Source organism: Accumulibacter sp. (genome assembly GCF_023806635.1).
Classification (GTDB): Bacteria; Pseudomonadota; Gammaproteobacteria; order Burkholderiales; family Rhodocyclaceae; genus Accumulibacter.
The window spans coordinates 35,588-51,288 of sequence record NZ_JAMTDQ010000044.1 but is presented as its reverse complement, the minus strand read 5'-3'; the positions used below and the strand labels follow the sequence as shown (position 1 = coordinate 51,288).

General features: G+C 65.9%; 15 protein-coding genes and 1 tRNA gene. 3 read left to right on the top strand and 13 right to left on the bottom strand.

What is annotated here, in order from left to right:
• Positions 1 to 18 precede the first annotated feature (18 nt).
• The 10 genes from NFW30_RS08680 to NFW30_RS08635 form a co-directional block, all read right to left on the bottom strand.
• Positions 19 to 1,128: a phospholipase D-like domain-containing protein gene (locus tag NFW30_RS08680; protein WP_295351195.1), complete on the bottom strand. Its 1,110-nt coding sequence runs from the start codon at positions 1,126 to 1,128 to the stop codon at positions 19 to 21.
• Positions 1,129 to 1,306: 178 nt separating this feature from the next.
• Positions 1,307 to 1,531: a hypothetical protein gene (locus tag NFW30_RS08675; protein WP_295351197.1), complete on the bottom strand. Its 225-nt coding sequence runs from the start codon at positions 1,529 to 1,531 to the stop codon at positions 1,307 to 1,309.
• Between the two features lie 127 nt (positions 1,532 to 1,658).
• Positions 1,659 to 2,459 (bottom strand): DUF3047 domain-containing protein, encoded by an 801-nt coding sequence (locus tag NFW30_RS08670; RefSeq protein WP_295351199.1) that lies wholly within the window; start codon positions 2,457 to 2,459, stop codon positions 1,659 to 1,661.
• Positions 2,452 to 3,690 carry an HD domain-containing phosphohydrolase gene (locus NFW30_RS08665; RefSeq protein WP_295351201.1) on the bottom strand — a complete coding sequence of 413 codons (1,239 nt, stop codon included), beginning with the start codon at positions 3,688 to 3,690 and terminating at the stop codon, positions 2,452 to 2,454. The genes NFW30_RS08670 and NFW30_RS08665 overlap by 8 nt, the downstream gene beginning before the upstream one ends.
• Positions 3,691 to 3,828: 138 nt before the next feature.
• Positions 3,829 to 4,935 (bottom strand): class III poly(R)-hydroxyalkanoic acid synthase subunit PhaC, encoded by a 1,107-nt coding sequence (gene phaC / locus NFW30_RS08660; RefSeq protein ID WP_295351202.1) that lies wholly within the window; start codon positions 4,933 to 4,935, stop codon positions 3,829 to 3,831.
• Positions 4,936 to 4,998: 63 nt separating this feature from the next.
• Complete coding sequence (locus tag NFW30_RS08655; RefSeq protein WP_295351204.1) at positions 4,999 to 6,078, bottom strand: poly(R)-hydroxyalkanoic acid synthase subunit PhaE; 1,080 nt, start codon at positions 6,076 to 6,078, stop codon at positions 4,999 to 5,001.
• Between the two features lie 143 nt (positions 6,079 to 6,221).
• Positions 6,222 to 6,641 carry a MaoC/PaaZ C-terminal domain-containing protein gene (locus tag NFW30_RS08650; RefSeq protein ID WP_034934006.1) on the bottom strand — a complete coding sequence of 140 codons (420 nt, stop codon included), beginning with the start codon at positions 6,639 to 6,641 and terminating at the stop codon, positions 6,222 to 6,224.
• A 10-nt stretch (positions 6,642 to 6,651) separates the two neighbouring features.
• A complete protein-coding gene (locus tag NFW30_RS08645) occupies positions 6,652 to 7,092 on the bottom strand; it encodes a MaoC family dehydratase N-terminal domain-containing protein (RefSeq protein ID WP_295351206.1) in 441 nt (146 codons plus the stop codon).
• A gap of 58 nt (positions 7,093 to 7,150) precedes the next feature.
• Positions 7,151 to 8,332: an acetyl-CoA C-acyltransferase gene (locus NFW30_RS08640; protein ID WP_295351208.1), complete on the bottom strand. Its 1,182-nt coding sequence runs from the start codon at positions 8,330 to 8,332 to the stop codon at positions 7,151 to 7,153.
• Positions 8,333 to 8,394: 62 nt separating this feature from the next.
• Positions 8,395 to 9,162: a 3-hydroxyacyl-CoA dehydrogenase gene (locus tag NFW30_RS08635; RefSeq protein WP_295351210.1), complete on the bottom strand. Its 768-nt coding sequence runs from the start codon at positions 9,160 to 9,162 to the stop codon at positions 8,395 to 8,397.
• A gap of 675 nt (positions 9,163 to 9,837) precedes the next feature.
• On the opposite strand from NFW30_RS08635, the gene NFW30_RS08630 reads away from it, so the two are divergent.
• A complete protein-coding gene (locus tag NFW30_RS08630) occupies positions 9,838 to 11,715 on the top strand; it encodes an alpha/beta fold hydrolase (protein WP_295351213.1) in 1,878 nt (625 codons plus the stop codon).
• Between the two features lie 206 nt (positions 11,716 to 11,921).
• Here NFW30_RS08630 and NFW30_RS08625 read toward each other — a convergent pair.
• A tRNA-Ser gene (locus tag NFW30_RS08625) sits at positions 11,922 to 12,012 on the bottom strand.
• Positions 12,013 to 12,150: 138 nt separating this feature from the next.
• Between NFW30_RS08625 and paaI the strand changes: the two genes are divergently transcribed.
• Entirely contained in the window at positions 12,151 to 12,675 is a 525-nt protein-coding gene (paaI, locus tag NFW30_RS08620) for a hydroxyphenylacetyl-CoA thioesterase PaaI (protein WP_295351216.1), read from the top strand.
• A gap of 22 nt (positions 12,676 to 12,697) precedes the next feature.
• Here the strand turns inward: paaI and NFW30_RS08615 are convergent, their stop codons facing one another.
• Positions 12,698 to 13,405 carry an alpha/beta fold hydrolase gene (locus NFW30_RS08615; protein ID WP_295351218.1) on the bottom strand — a complete coding sequence of 236 codons (708 nt, stop codon included), beginning with the start codon at positions 13,403 to 13,405 and terminating at the stop codon, positions 12,698 to 12,700.
• On the bottom strand, positions 13,398 to 14,162 hold the full coding sequence (locus NFW30_RS08610) for a pseudouridine synthase (RefSeq protein ID WP_295351393.1): 765 nt from the start codon (positions 14,160 to 14,162) through the stop codon (positions 13,398 to 13,400). The genes NFW30_RS08615 and NFW30_RS08610 overlap by 8 nt, the downstream gene beginning before the upstream one ends.
• 374 nt (positions 14,163 to 14,536) lie before the next feature.
• Between NFW30_RS08610 and NFW30_RS08605 the strand changes: the two genes are divergently transcribed.
• Positions 14,537 to 15,652 (top strand): phosphoserine transaminase, encoded by a 1,116-nt coding sequence (locus tag NFW30_RS08605; protein ID WP_295351220.1) that lies wholly within the window; start codon positions 14,537 to 14,539, stop codon positions 15,650 to 15,652.
• Positions 15,653 to 15,701: the final 49 nt, after the last annotated feature.

Genomic DNA, 15,701 nt, shown 5'->3' with positions numbered 1-15,701 from the left:
ATTGCCAGTGGGCAATGGCTAGTTGCCGTGATGCCTGTGCCCCTCATGCCCGTGCCCGTTGTGCCCGTTGTGCCCGTTGTGCCCGGCGTGAGCGTCCGCTGCGCTGTCGGCGCTGCGCCGGTGATGCTCGCCAGAATCGCCGTGCGGGACGTCCAGGGCCAGCATTTCCGCCACATCCGGCTCGTCCTCGGCGAGATCCGCGAGCAGGCCTTCGTCCGACAGATCCAGCGGCCGCGAATTGTGCCAGTCCTGGTTGACCACCTCCCCGAGGCGCCTGACGACCACCTCGTCGCGCACATCGATGGCGAGTTCGCGGCGGCTGTCGAAGCTGCCCGGTGCCAGGTTGATCGAGCCGATGATCGCCCGCTTGCCGTCGGCGAGCATCATCTTCGCATGCAGCTTGAGTCCCTTGAGACGGTGCACCTTGGCACCCAGGTCTTCGAGGATGCGCAGTCCCTCGACGCCTTCGACCAGCTTCCCCGCCTTGAGGAAGTGCATCGGCCGCGCCAGCACGTGCAGCTTGACGCCGCGGCGGGTGGCGCGCACCAGTCGCTCGATGATCACCTCGTCCTGATAGCGCTCGTTCTGCAGGAAGAGTGATTCGCTGGCCGCGTCGATGAAACGCGCGATGCGATTGCGGCCGTTGATGTTGCACCAGATCAGGTGCGACTCCTCGCCCGGATCGAATTTCTCGCGCGACCAGTCGGCATCGAAGCACTGGACGATCTCGTCCACTTCGTGTCGGTGCGACGTGACCACCGCATAATCGCGCGTCACGGTGAGGTTCTTCGTTTCCCAGTTGAGCGAGTGCACGAAGGCCGTTTCTTCGTCGACGACCAGCGACTTCTCATGCGTGATGTCGAAGGCTGGATTGCTGTCGGCAACCTCGACGCCGCCCTCCTCGAGCATCCGGCGGCTCGACTTGTTCTCGGCCTCGCCACTGCGGCGCGCCGGGTTCAGCATCACCCGCACCCTGACCCCACGTTGCCGCGCCGCGATCACCGCTGCCAGCAGCGACGGGTCGGAGAAGAGGAACATCTTGATTCGAATCGAGCGTTGCGCCGCGTTGATCGCGTCGACGATCGGTTGGCCCGTATCATCGGGCAGGACGATGAGCGAACGATGCATCTGAGGTGGGCTCCGCAGGCTGTGCGCCACCCGGTTGGCGAGACTTGGTTCCTGATCCCGGGAGACGGCAGTTTAGCCGCATGCGGCTCCGTCGCCAAGCGCCGCGACTGTGCCGTCACCATCCGCGACGGCCAGGGGCAGCGCGGTTGCCCGCACTTGCGGGGGCCAGGCGACGCCGTCAGCGCTGCGGGAAGGCACGTGCGACGATGCGTTCGGCTGCTCCTCGCGGCGGCTCGATCAGCGAAACAACGCCATGCCGCGTAGCTCGCTGCGGCATGCGCAGCCGCTGGCTGACCACTGCCTCAGCCGTTGCGGAGCCGGCCACACCAATCGTGACCGGACCGCCCGGCAGCGCGTGGCGGACGGCGTTCGACAGCAGTTTACCGATCGCACGCCGCAGCATCAGCCTGTTGCCACAGACGATGGCCGACCCACATGCATCCAGATGCAGCCCGCTGTCCGCGGACAGGGCCTCGCACGAGTCGCATCTTCACCTCGTCCTCGACGATCAGGATCCTCATGGCGCCGACTCAAGGAAAGGCGCAGGCTGCGTCCCGCGCGACGAAGTGGAAGTCGGCGAAGCCGGCACGCGCAGACTCGCCCGTGTTGTCCGTATCGCTGGCGATCGCCAGCCCGCTCAGTCGCGCCGGCAGGTCGCCGAAAGCACGGTGAAGATCGCTGCTCACGTCGCGCCTCTCGTTGACCCAGCGGCCAGCCCTCCCGGCGCCGCTTTCGAGCACCAGGATCTGGGCACGATCCGTATAGGCGTTGGCCCTCAATGTGCCGATGGGGTATTTGTTGTCCCAGACGTAGTTGATCGCCGCGTCGGGAAGCGAGGCACCCCAGAGGCTGCGCGCAATCGCCAGCTTGCTGCGGGTTGCCAGGCCGAGCGAGGCCGGAGGGACGCTGAAGCTCAGGTAGACGCGCGCCGCGTAGTCGTCGCCAGCCTTGCTGTCGAGATCGGCGGTGAGCAATGGCGCATCGATACGCCATCGCCAGCAAAGAACCGGCGTGATCTCAAGATCGACCTCCAGCGGCCGGACGAGCAGCGCCATGCTCCTGACCGCCGTCGCCTCGACGGCGGCAACGCCATCCCACAAGCGCTGGCGGTATTCGGTCGCCGTGAAGCGGGGGTTCAGGTGCTCGACCGTCCAGCCAGCGGGCAGACCACCGGCACTGCCATCGAAGCGGCCGACCCACAGCGGCGGCGCGGCGAAGGCACTGCCGACGAGCGGCAGCATGGCGACGATCGCCGACAGGCGCAGCCAGGCTGCCGGCGGCGAAACGGGCGGCAGGCCGGCAGACGCCGCTGGCAGCCGCTGTTCACCCATCCCCGTCGCCTGGCAGCGGCAGGGTCGCTGCCCGCCAACTGCCGTCGAGGTCATCGCAGGCGACGCCGACCAGGTCGCCGTCGAGAACGCCCTGGCGAACGAAGTCGTCGAGGAAACGCGGGATCTCTTCGGCCTGCTGCCGGCCGCGATACGGTCGCTCCTGCGCCAGCGCCTGAAACACGTCGGCAACGGCAACGATCCGCGCCTCGGTCGACAGCCTCCCGGCGTCACGCCGGAACGGGTAGCCGTGGCCGTTCAACGCCTCGTGATGGAAGGCCGCCCACTCAGCGACCTGCTCCAGGCCGGGGATATGGCGAAGGATCTGGTAGGTCTCGAAGGCGTGCCTTTCCATGACAGAGAACTCGAGTGGGGTCAGGCTGCCCGGCTTGTCGACGATCTCGTCCGGCACGCAGAGTTTGCCGACATCGTGCATCAGGCCCGCGACCTCGATCTTCGCCAGCGCATCGTCGTCGAAGCCGACCCGCTCGCCGAGGTGGCGTGCGAGTCGGGCGACGCCGATTGAGTGGGCGGCGGTGAAGGGGCTCTTGGCATCGACGATGCTCGAGATCAACCGCGCGACATGGCTGAACTGCGGGAAGTCGATGCTCATCTGCCACTCGCCGAGCGCCAGGTCGGCGAGATAGCGCAGGACATGGCGCGGTGCCAGCGCGATCCAGAACGCCTCGCGCTCGGCTGCCGCGGCAAAGGCGCGCGCGGCCTCCGGTGACAGAACGCTGCCGGCAAGAGCCGTGATCGCCTCGACGATGCCGATCCTGTTGAAGAGCGGGTTGTCGAGACCTCGCTGCAACAGCATGCCGTCCACCCGGTCGGCGAGCTGGATCAGGTTGCTGTCGAGCGCATCCGGCTCGCCGAGCGCCAGCGGGATTTCGCACCACGGTGTATGGTGGTGGCGCACGGCGTTGGCGAGCAGCGACAGGTGGGCAAAGGGCCGCAGCAGGCGGTAGCCGGTCTCGCAATGTGCGTTGCGGTCGTGCCAGTCGGTCTGGCGCAGCAGGCGCCGATGAACGGCCGTGGAAGAGACGCCAACATCGTGCAACAGGCCAGCACAGACGATGCGGTCGAGCCGCTGTTCCGGCAGGCCCAGTACGCGCGCCGTCTCGCGCGCGATCATCGCCACCCGCTTGCCATGCTGGAAATCATTCACTCCGACCAGGTCGAGCGCGTCGGAGAGCGCCAGAATGGCGCTCCTCAGGTCGAACATCAGCGTCATGGCGGGCACGCAAGTCGTCGGCGCAAACGGAAGACGCCCCGCGCGGCGCCGCGGCTGCAGAAACGCAGCCTGACGTCGCGCGGGGCGTCCGCTCCGCTCACTTCCGCTCCCCCCGTCAGAGGAGTCGGCTGGCGGAACTCAGGCGCCGCGCTCGCGCATCCAGCCGGCCACCTTTGGTGCCAGCACCTTCTGCGCCAGACCGCCGGTGTAGATGCCGATATGCCCGGTATTGATGGCAAACTCGCTGTAGTCCTGGCTGCCGACATGCTTGCCGAGGGCCACCGTGCACGGCGGCGGCACGATATGGTCCTTCTCGGCAAAGATGTTGAGGATCGGCATCGTCAGATTCTTCAGGTCCACCTTGCGACCGCCGACCTCCAGCGTTCCCTTGACAAGCTTGTTGCCTTTCAGGAAGTCGCGAATGAACTCCTTGAAGGTCTGGCCGACGGCGTCGGGGCCACCGAACAGCCACTTTTCCATGCGCAGGAAGTTCTGCAGGGCCGGCCGGTCATCCAGGATGTCGATCACGTCCGCATACTTGCCGTAGTTGAGGATGAACGGCGAAGCCATCATGAACGACTCGTTCAGCACCGAAGCAGGTACGTTGCCATGCACGGCAACCATCTTCTCGACATCGGCGTCGGCACCCATGGTGAACATCAAGCCTTCGTGCGGCTTGTGGTTCGCCTTGTAGGCGTCGAAGTCGATCGGCGAGACGGTCAGCGTCAGGTGGCTGATCTTGTCCGGATTGAGCGACGAATAGGTGGTGGACATCGTCCCTCCCTGGCAGATGCCGAAGAGGGAAATCTTGTCCACACCATGGTGCCGGCGGATGAAATCGACCGTTTCATCGAGGTAGCCGTTGATGTAATCGTCGACGGTGCGGTACTTGTCCACCTGGCGCGGGTAGCCCCAGTCGTTGAGGTAGACGTCGAGGCCCTCGTTCAGCAGGTTGCGGACCACTGAACGATCGGGCTGCAGGTCGGCCACCTCGTAGCCGTTGATCAGCGGCGGCACGATCAGCAGCGGCGTCTTCATGATCTTCGCCTGATCGACCAGCGGGTGGTAGTGATAGACCTTGATGCCGTCCTGCGCGAAGACGACGTCCTTCGGCGTGCTGCCGATGTCGATGTCGTCGTCAGTCAGGTTGGTGAGATTGTTGATGCCCTTGGCGAGCTTCGCGTTCAAGGCTGCGGTTTCCTCCGCCACGTCGGCGGGGAGAATCTGGATCGGGAAAGAAAACATCGATAGCACCCTCCTAAAGGTCTATTGGCTTGTCAGCCGGCAAATGAGGTTCAGCCTTCCGGCTCATTCGCTCTTGGCACGCGCTGCCGCAGCCTTGCGCGGCGCAGTGACGGCCTTGGTCGCTGCCGCCGTTGCTGCCGGCAGCAATGCCTTCTTGAGAGCCCGGACCTCCATCTTGAGTTCGTGGATCACCTGATAGGCCTCATCCAGTTCGCTGCGCGTCGGCATGTCCAGACCACGGAAGACGTCCTCGACGACCGCCCGCTGGGCGAGCTTGAATTGCTGTTGCGACCTGGTGAAGGCGTTCTGCTTGTCGAGGAACTCCTGCGTATTGAAGGTCACCAGCAATGACTTGTCGGCCGTGCGGTACCAGAGGCCCATCACCTGGCGCACCGAGCTGATCTTCTCGCCCTTCGCGGCGACCTTGGCGAGTTCCTCGACGGTCGCTTCGACTGCTCTCGACAGTGCCTCGGCGAAGGCAGTGTGGAAGGTCAGGCTGTCCTTGCGCAGATCAACGACCGCGTCGACGAGACGCAACAGCTTCGCATTCTTCTCGCGCGACGCGCCAAACAGGGGAATCTCGCCGACCCCTGCGAGTGCGCTGCCCTCTCCTTCCATCGACAGCAGGCGATTGAGTCCGGCTGTGCCGCCAATCATCGCTTCGCCGACGTGGCCGGCAGAAGCGGCCTGCATCAGGAAGGACAGCCAGGGTCCGAAGGCCTCGGGCAGGTCCTTGTTCAGCGTTCCGCCGAGGGCGCCAAGGTGCGAAGCGAGGCCGGAACTGCGCTCGAGCATGGCCGTCGACTCCTTGGCCCACTGCTCGGCAAAGCCCTTGAGGTCGGGCCGCCAGTCCTTGCCGGCATCCATGTTCGGCGCGACGACCTTCATCGACTTGAAGAAGAAATCCATCACGCGGTTCATCGCCGTCTGGCTGCTGTTCATGCGATCCATCAGCATGCGGGCAGCCTCGTTCGTGCCCGTGGTCGCGGCAACCACCCCCTTCTTGACGGCCTCGGCAGGACCACCTTCAACGCCAGGGAGATTCTGCAGCAGCGAGGCCCAGTCGCCCCACATCCGCTTCTGCATGTCAGCCCAAGCGTTGACGACGCCCTTGATTTGGTCATTCGGATTCTTGTTTTCCACTCCTGTGATCTCCTTTCAGTGTGCCGGGCACACCTGCCGGCACGGCAGGCGGATACCCGACGGTAGACTGAGTGCACTCTACAACCAAACTGCGGCCGTCTGACGACGGCCGCGATCATGCAGATGTCTTGGCCCTGGGGGTATCAGGTCAGGGCCACCACTGCATCTGCCTTGTGCTTCGCCTCACCCTGCTCATTGGCGCAGGTCAACTCGAGACGAACACATTTCTCACCGGCCTGCTCCAGCTTCTCGACCACCTTGCCGGTGCACACGAGGCGCTCACCAACCTGCGTGATGGCCGTGAAACGAACGCCGAAGCTGCGAATCGCCGCCTGCGGCACCCATTGCGTCAACAGTCGGCCGAGATAGGCCATGCCGAGCATGCCGTGCGCGAAAACGTCCGGAATCCCCTTCGAGCGCACGTAATCCTGATCGAGGTGCAGCGGATGGTGGTCACCGGAACCCGTGGCGTAGAGCGCCAGCGTCAGCCGCGACACCGGCTCGGTGGTGAACGACGGGATCGCATCGCCAACGTTCAGCGCATCAAAATTCGGTTTCGTCATCGACCTTCCCCTATGCCCGAATGACCATCACGGAGTGCACGTCGCACACCAGTTCGCCCTGGCGCAGCACCTTGACATCCTTGACGACGAACTGCAGAGCGCCGTTCTTCTTGTCGTAGATGTCGGTGATGACGCCATCGAAATCCAGCTTCTCACCCGAATGGACCGGTTGGTGATAGACGAATGACTGCTCACCATGCAGCATCTTGCCGAGGTCGCAGCCCATCGTCTCGAGGTAGTCGAAAGGATGGTCCTTGTCCATGTCCATGCAGAAGAAGAAGGTCGGCGGCACCAGCACGCCGGGCAGGCCGGCCTGCGCAGCGGCCGCCTCGTCGAAGTAGATCGGGTTCGTCTCCCCGGTCGCCTTCGCAAACCACTTGAGTTGCCACGCCGTCGGGGTCACCGAGTGTGGCGGCACTTTCATGCCGATATGTTTCTTGTCGATCAACATCGGATTCACTCCTGGCCCACCCCGCCATGCGGGGTGGGTGCATGGGTTGGCGACTGGCTCAGAGGACTTCGATGGCGATGGCGGTTGCCTCGCCACCACCGGCGCACAGTCCGGCAATGCCACGCTTGAGGCCGCGCGCCTTCAGCGCATAGAGCAGCGTCACCAGAATCCGCGAACCGGTGGCGCCGATCGGATGGCCGAGCGCACACGCGCCGCCATTGACGTTCACCTTGTCGTGCGGCAGGTCGAGGTCACGCATCGAGGCCATCGTCACCGCTGCGAAGGCCTCGTTGATCTCCCATAGGTCGACGTCGCTGGTCTGCCAGCCGGCCTTCTGCAGCAGCTTCTGGAAGGCATAGACCGGTGCCGTCGTAAACCAGGCCGGATCATGGGCGAAGGTGGCATGACCGACGATCCGGGCCAGCGGCTTGATACCCGCCTTGGTGGCGTCGGATTCGCGCATCAGGACGAAGGCGGCTGCGCCGTCGGAGATCGATGACGAATTGGCCGGCGTCACCGCACCGTCCTTCTTGAAGGCCGGCTTCAGCTTGCTGATCTTCGACGCGTCGCATTTCATCGGCGTCTCGTCGAGAGAGATCACTTCCTCGCCCTTGCGCGTGGTGATCGTGACCGGAGCGATCTCGGCCGCGAAGACGCCAGCGGTCACCGCCTTCTGCGCCCGCGTCACCGACTCGACGGCAAAGGCGTCCATCGCCTCACGCGAGAAGCTGTACTTGTCGACACACAGTTCGGCAAAGGCGCCCATCAGCTTGCCCTGCTCATAGGCATCCTCGAGGCCGTCGAGGAACATGTGGTCGTGCAGGACGCCGTTGCCCAGCCGGTAACCCGAACGGGCGGTCGTCAGGACGTGCGGTGCATTCGTCATCGACTCCATGCCGCCGGCGACGGCGACGTTGATCGAACCCGCCAACAACTCGTCGTGGGCGATCATGACCGATTTCTGCGCCGAACTGCACATCTTGGTCAGCGTGGTGCATGGCACCGACTTCGGCAGACCCGCTCCGAGCACGGCCTGCCGTGCCGGCGCCTGCCGCACACCGGCCATCAGGCAGCAGCCCATCAGCGCTTCATCGATATCCTCTCCCTTGACTCCCGCCTGTTCGACGGCAGCCTTGATTGCAACGGCCGCGAGCTGCGGCGCGCTCAGCGCGGCGAACTGGCCCTGAAAGGAACCCACCGGCGTCCGCTTGGCGCCGACAATGACAACAGACTCACTCATGAGACACTCCTTGCAAATGGGCGGGCAACGCCCGCCTGGTTGATCTCCAGCCCGTCCGCGAATTACTTGGCGGCCATGCGGATGGCGCCGTCGAGGCGGATGACCTCACCGTTGAGGTAGCCGTTCTCGCAGATGTGGCGCACCAGCGCCGCGTACTCGGCCGGCTTGCCAAGGCGCGACGGGAACGGCACCATCTTGCCGAGGGAATCCTGCGCCGCCTGCGGCAGGCCCTTGAGCATCGGCGTCTCGAAGATGCCGGGGGCGATCGTGACGACGCGGATGCCATGCGCCGCAAGTTCGCGCGCCACCGGCAGCGTCAGTCCAACGACCCCCGCTTTCGACGAGGCATAGGCGGCTTGCCCGATCTGCCCATCGTAAGCAGCCACCGAAGCCGTGTTGACGATCACGCCGCGCTCGCCCCCTGCGTTCGGTTCGTTGCGCGCCATGGCCTCGGCAGCCAGGCGAATCATGTTGAAAGTACCGACGAGATTGATGTTGACCACCCGCGCGAAGGTCGCCAGGTCGTGCGGACCTTCGCGGCCCAGGACCTTCTTCGGTGGAGCAACGCCGGCGCACTGGACCAGTCCGTGCACACCGCCGAATTCGCTGACGGCGAGGTCGATGGCGGCGCGTGCGCTCGCCTCGTCGGTGACGTCAGTCTTGGCAAACCGCGCATTGGCGCCCAGCGCGGCGGCCTGCGCCTCGCCGGCACCGGCGTCCACGTCGACGATCACCACCTTGCCACCCGCGCTGACCAGGCCGCTCGCCGTTTCTGCTCCGAGACCCGAACCTGCGCCCGTTACCACAAACACACTGCCATTGATTTGCATGTCAACCCCCAAAAAAATACCGCGACATCACACGATGCCGCGCTCCTGGCCTGCGCCGACCACCGCTCCGAGGAGTCTCGAAACCGTCGTCGTCACAGGAAATTGCGTGCCGCGTCTGCGTGCCTGATTCGCCTGTCCCGCCATCCTTTGCGTGGCCCGGCGCCGCGGCGACAAGAAGTCGCCTGAAGATGCTGCCCCGCAGCAGCAAGCCCGGTGTCGCATGCCCCGGATCTCCCCTCAGCAGCGACCCCGGCGGACGTTGCTGCTGCCAGTACGAGCAATCCCGGCATTGTCGACCGTTGAGCACCGTTGAGTCAAGCATCAGGCGCACTGCAACACAGCCGCCAGACCGAAGGGCACATCGAACAGCGGCGAGCCGTCGCAACCAACGGCGGCAGCCCGCGCCGGGACCTGCGGCGGCGAGCGGCTCGCGTCGCAGCGGCAGCAGTTGACCTGGATCAGGACGGCACTCCGGCGATGCCTTAGGATAGCCTCACACGCGCGCACCGGTGCGCACGATGGACGCCTGTCACAGAGCACAACGGAGAGCCCCCCATGGTCCAGACTGTTGAACAAGTTCCGCCCGGCGACGCGGCAGGAGCAGATCCCGGCACATCACCCGTCGCGTCGGCGAAGCGACGCAGCCGCTCGACTGCGGGCAGTCGCAGGAAGAACGTGGCAGCGCCGGCGATCCCGGCTGCCGACGCGGCGCCCGCAGCAACGGCGCAGGCGGCGCCCGCCCCCGAACCCCTGCCCGCTGCGGCGGCCGCAGCGCCGCGGACGGCCCAGGGCGACCTCTCGCGGCGGCTGGGTGACCGCCACCTGCTGGACTCGGACGCCCTGGAAAACATCGACCGCATGACGAACATCGCGCTCGGCCAGATGAGTGGCGGCATCTCGCCGGCATCGCTGGCGATGGCCTATCTTGACTGGACGGTGCATCTCGCATCCTCACCCGGCAAGCAGTTCCAGCTTGGCGCCAAGGCGCTGCGCAAGGCGATGCGTCTGGGCGCCTACGCGCTCTCGTCCGCCGTCACCGGCAAGGCGGAACCATGCATCAAGCCGCTCCCCGGCGACCATCGCTTCGACCATCCGGGGTGGGAACGCTATCCCTACAACGTGGTGTCACAGGGCTTCCTGCTCAACCAGCAGTGGTGGCACAACGCGACGACGGGGATTCGTGGCGTCTCCAAGCATGCCGAAGCGGCCGTCTGGTTCACTGCCAAGCAGATCCTCGACATGACCGCCCCCTGCAACATCCCCTTCCTCAATCCGGAGATCGCCGAGACGACCATCCAGGAGCGCGGCGCCAATCTCGCGCGCGGTGCCGAGTTCTATCGGGAAGACATGCGCCGCTCGCTGCGTGACGAGAAGCCTGCCGGCATCGAGGCCTTCCGCGTCGGCGAGAACCTCGCCATCACTCCCGGCAAGGTCGTTTATCGCAACCTGCTGATGGAACTGATCCAGTATTCGCCGACCACCGAAACCGTGCAGCGCGAACCGGTCCTGATGCAGTCGGCGTGGATGATGAAGTACTACATCCTCGACCTGTCGCCACACAACTCCTTGGTCAAGTACCTGGTCGACCGCGGGCACACGGTGTTCATGATCTCCTGGATGAACCCACGCGCCGAGCACCGCAACCTTGGCATGGAGGACTATCGCAAGCTCGGCACGATGGCCGCCATCGACGCCATCTCGGAGATTCTCCCGGGTCGCAGGATCCATACCGTCGGCTATTGCCTCGGCGGCATCCTGCTGACCATCGCCGCCGCCGCGATGGCCCGTGAGGGCGACGACCGCCTGGCGAGCATCACGCTGTTCACCACCATGACCGACTTCACCGACGTCGGCGAGATCAACGTCTTCATGGACGCCAGCGAAGTCACGCTGCTCGAGGACATGATGTGGGAAAAGGGCTATCTCGGCCACAAGCAGGTCTCCGGCGGCTTCCAGCTCCTCAAGTCAGCCGACCTGATCTGGTCCAAGATGGTACGCGAGTATTACCTCGGGCACCGGGAACCGATGTTCGACCTGATGGCCTGGAACGCCGACGGCACGCGCATGCCGTATCGCCAGCATTCAGAGGTCCTGCGCCGCCTGTACGTCGACAATGAGCTCTTCGAAGGCAAGTACATGGTCGGCGGCCGCGCCATCTCGATCAGCAGCATCCACGTGCCGATCTTTGCCGTCGCCGCGGTTGCCGACCATGTCGCCCCCTGGCGCTCGGTGTACAAGCTGCACCTGCAAAGCGACGCCACCGAACTAACCTTCGTCCTCACCAGCGGCGGGCATAACGTCGGCATCGTCAACGAACCCGGCCGCCCGCGCCGCTCCTACCAGCTCAGCGTCTGCCGCGAAGGCGAACGCTTCCTTGACGCTGCCACCTGGAAGGAGACGACGCCGAGCTACCAGGGGTCGTGGTGGCCGGCGTGGCAGAAGTGGCTCGTCGATCACTCGACCGGCAGCGAGCGGGCGCCGACGATGGGCGCCCCGGAGCACGGCTATGCGGCCCTCTGTGACGCACCCGGAACCTACGTCCTGCAGCAATAGCACCCACCCACCCCGGCCGCCGTCGGTGGCAGCGGCCGGGAGCACGGTGTCCGGCCACGTGAGCGGGGCGGCGCATCCTGTCGGCGGCCTGTCGGCGTGGCTCGTGTGGCATGGCACCACGCAGCCGTGCTGGAAACTCGGCCGGCGCGGACGTCGAGTTCCAGAACGGGGTGTCGCCACCGGACTGCTGAATCAGGATCGCATCTTGGCGGAGAGAGCGGGATTCGAACCCGCGTTAGGAGATTATCCTAAACACGCTTTCCAGGCGTGCGACTTAAACCACTCATCCATCTCTCCGGAAGGCTGGGGATTCTAGCAGAAGGCTGGGGGAACACCAAACCGGGCGTGTGCGCCGACTGCATGCAACCTGGTGCGGTGAGGCCCTGGTTGGGCAGCAGATCCCGACCGACCGGGAACCTGCGAAAAGGACCACACATGCCCAAGAATGCCAGCGCCCATGAGTCCGAGGCTGCCGCCCGCCTCGCCGAACTCACCGCCGAAGCGATGTACAGCCGCGACGCAGCCAGCCGGTTGATCGGCCTGCAGATCATCAGCGTTCGCCCGGGCCACTCGCGAATGTCGATGGTCGTTCGACCGGACATGGTCAATGGCCACCACATCTGCCACGGCGGCTACCTGTTCACCCTTGCCGACTCGGCTTTTGCCTATGCCTGCAACGCCTACAACCGCAACACCGTCGCCTCGGCGTGCCACATCGATTTCCTGGCGCCGGCAGCCGAAGGCGAGGTGCTCGAGGCCGAATGCGAGGAGCGTTCGCGGGCGGGGCGCACCGGCGTTTACGACACGACGATCCGCAACCACAACGGCAAGGTGATCGCCCTCTTCCGCGGCAAGTCCTATCGCATCGCCGGTGAAGTGATCGCCGGCCTCGAGGCCGAGGACGCACGTCCGGCATCCGCCGCGGCATCGGTCAGCCGGGTCGAGGGCAATCCACAGTGAGGCACAGGGGCGCGGCAGACGGTCAGAGCAGGAAGCGGGTCAGCCATTCCGCAGCCTGACCGGTAGCCGTCGCCCAGTCCGCGGCCGGCATCAGGTGTGGCGCTGCCGCCAGTTCGACGTAACGCAGCCGCTCGGGCTGCCGGCTGTAGCGGTCGGCGAGCAGCGCGTGCAGTTGCCGCGCCGCGGCGGGTGGTACCACGCTGTCGCAGGCAGCGGTGATCGACAGCAGCGCCGTCGGGTGGAAGGCGTCGAGCCAGGCTGCCTCGTCATCGCTCCGCACCCATTCCGGCGAGCCGAGCAGCGCCACGGCGGCGGCGTAGCGGTCATCGGCGGCGATGGCGCCATAGACGATGCAACCGCCCATCGAGACCCCGGCGATCGCGAGCCGGCCGGGTACGCAGCGGCCCAGTTCGAGCAGCTGGTCGACGAGCCGCGGCAGGCCGGCAACGGTCTCGCCGACGATCCGGCGGAACATCGCTGCATTCTCGCGCGGCGATCCACTGAACCGGCCCGGCAGACCGGCAGGGCGACGCGCGCCGTGGCCGACGGCATCGATGCCGATGGCCTGCAACCCGCGGTCGGCAAGACGATGGAGTTCCGCCAGGTGCGTCTCCTTGCTGGCGCCGTAACCGTGCACCCACAACACGGTCGGCAACGCCCGGGCGCCACCGGTGCGCCGCACGATCAGCAGCGGCACCCCGGCCAGCAGCGATTCCTCGACCTCAGCCATCGGCGGTCGCCACTCCTGCCGGCAGCCATTCCGGCGGCAGCGTCGCGGCCCACTGCAGCCGCTCGACGAGGTGCAGGAACTCGCCGGTCAGCGGCGCGACGACCCGCAGCGGCACGCCGCTGACCGGGTGGGCGAAGCGCAGCTCGGTACACATGAGCAACATTCTCGCGCAGCCCAGCAGCGCGCGAAAGACGTGGTTGTGCGCCGCCTTGCCATGGGTCGTGTCGCCAATGATCGGATGCGCGATGTGCTTCAGGTGGCGACGCAGCTGGTGACGGCGGCCACTCAGCGGCGTCAGCTCAAGCAGCGCATAGCGGCTCTGCGGGTAGGGGTCGACGGCGTACGGAAGCTCGATCGAGGCGAGCCGGCGGTAGTGGGTGACCGCCTGCTGCATCGTCGGCACGGCCGCCTCGCTGCTGTTCTCGTCGTCGCCGAAGCAGCGGCGCAGCGGATGGTCGATCTCGCCCTGCAGCGGCGGATGGCCGCGGACGACCGCGAGATAGCGCTTGACGACGCGGCGCTCGGCGAACATGGCGCCCAGCGACTGCGCCACCTCACTGCTGCGGGCGAACAGGAGAACACCCGAGGTGCCGCGGTCGAGGCGGTGGACGGCGTAGACGTGGCAGCCAATCTGGTCGCGCAACATCTGCAGGGCAAAGCGGCGTTCGTGCCTGTCGAGAGCCGTGCGATGCACCAGCAGTCCCGCCGGCTTGTCGATCGCCACCAAGTGTTCGTCACGGAACAGGATCGGCAGCAGCGCCCGCTCGCCTGGCACGGCTGGCCGTCCTAAGCGCCGACGGCTGGAAACGCGCCGTCCAGCCAATACCGGCGACCGCCCCCGCGGCCGCCATCTGCCCGGGTTGGACCGGCCACCATCTTCATCTTCATCCTGCGCCACCACAGCCCCCGCGAAGCGGCGAAGGATGCCACAACCGACCCGCCGGCGCCAGGGAAACCGGGCGCCACCATGGCGGCAAGACGCCGCTCGCGGGTCGCCGATGCCCGTTGCGACTGGTCGCCTGCTGCCGCAAAAAACACTCTCTGCTACAATCCAATGCTTGTTTCCCGGCGGTCGGCGGAGCGTCGCGGAAGCACCAACCCGGCTTTCCCTTTTCCGAGACAGAGGCTACCATGCAACCCACAGTCAAACCCCGCAATCCCAATTTCTCCTCGGGACCGTGCAGCAAACGCCCGGGCTACGATGTCCGCGCGCTGCAGCTCGACACGCTGGGCCGCTCGCATCGCTCGGCCCTAGGCAAGAAGGCTCTGGCGCTGGCCTGCAGCGAGACGGCCCGCCTTCTGGGGCTGCCGGAGGGCTACCGGGTGGGCGTCGTGCCGGGTTCGGATACGGGTGCCGTCGAAATGGCACTGTGGTCGCTGCTCGGTGCGCGTGGCGTCGACGTCCTGGCCTGGGAGTCCTTCGGCTCGGGCTGGGCAACCGATGTCGTCAGGCAGCTGAAGCTCCCCGGCGCGCGCGTCCTCAAGGCCGAATACGGTGACATTGTCGACCTGTCGCAGGTCGACTTCGACAACGATGTCGTCTTCACCTGGAACGGGACGACTTCGGGCGTCAAGGTACCGAATGGCGACTGGATTGCCGCCGATCGCGGCGGGCTGACGATCTGCGACGCGACCTCGGCCGTCTTCGCGATGGACTTGCCGTGGGAGAAACTCGACGTCGTCACTTTCTCCTGGCAGAAGGTACTCGGTGGCGAAGGAGCGCACGGCATGCTCATCCTGGGGCCGCGCGCAGTCGCCCGGCTCGAGAGCCATACGCCGCCATGGCCGCTGCCAAAGGTCTTCCGGCTGACCTCCGGCGGCAAGCTGAGCGAGGGAATCTTCCGCGGCGAGACGATCAACACGCCGTCGATGCTCTGTGTTGCCGATTATCTCGACGCCCTGCAGTGGATCGAGAGCATCGGCGGGGTCAAGGCCGCGATCGCCCGCAGTGAGGCCAACCTCGGCGTCATCGCCGGGTTCGTCGCCGCCAACGACTGGATCTCCTTCCTCGCCCGCGACCCGGCGACACGTTCCAACACCAGTGTCTGCCTGAGTGTCACGCTGGCCGCCGAGCAGGTGAAGAAGATGGTCAAGCTGCTCGAGAGCGAAGGTGTCGCCTACGACATCGGTTCCTACAAGGACGCACCGGCAGGGATCCGCATCTGGTGTGGCGCGACGATCGACACGGCCGACCTGCAGGCGCTGATGCCCTGGCTGGCCTGGGCCTATGCGCAAGCCGCTGCGTGATGCCACCTGTCGTCACCAGCAATCGCCCCGAAAACCACTTATGGATCGC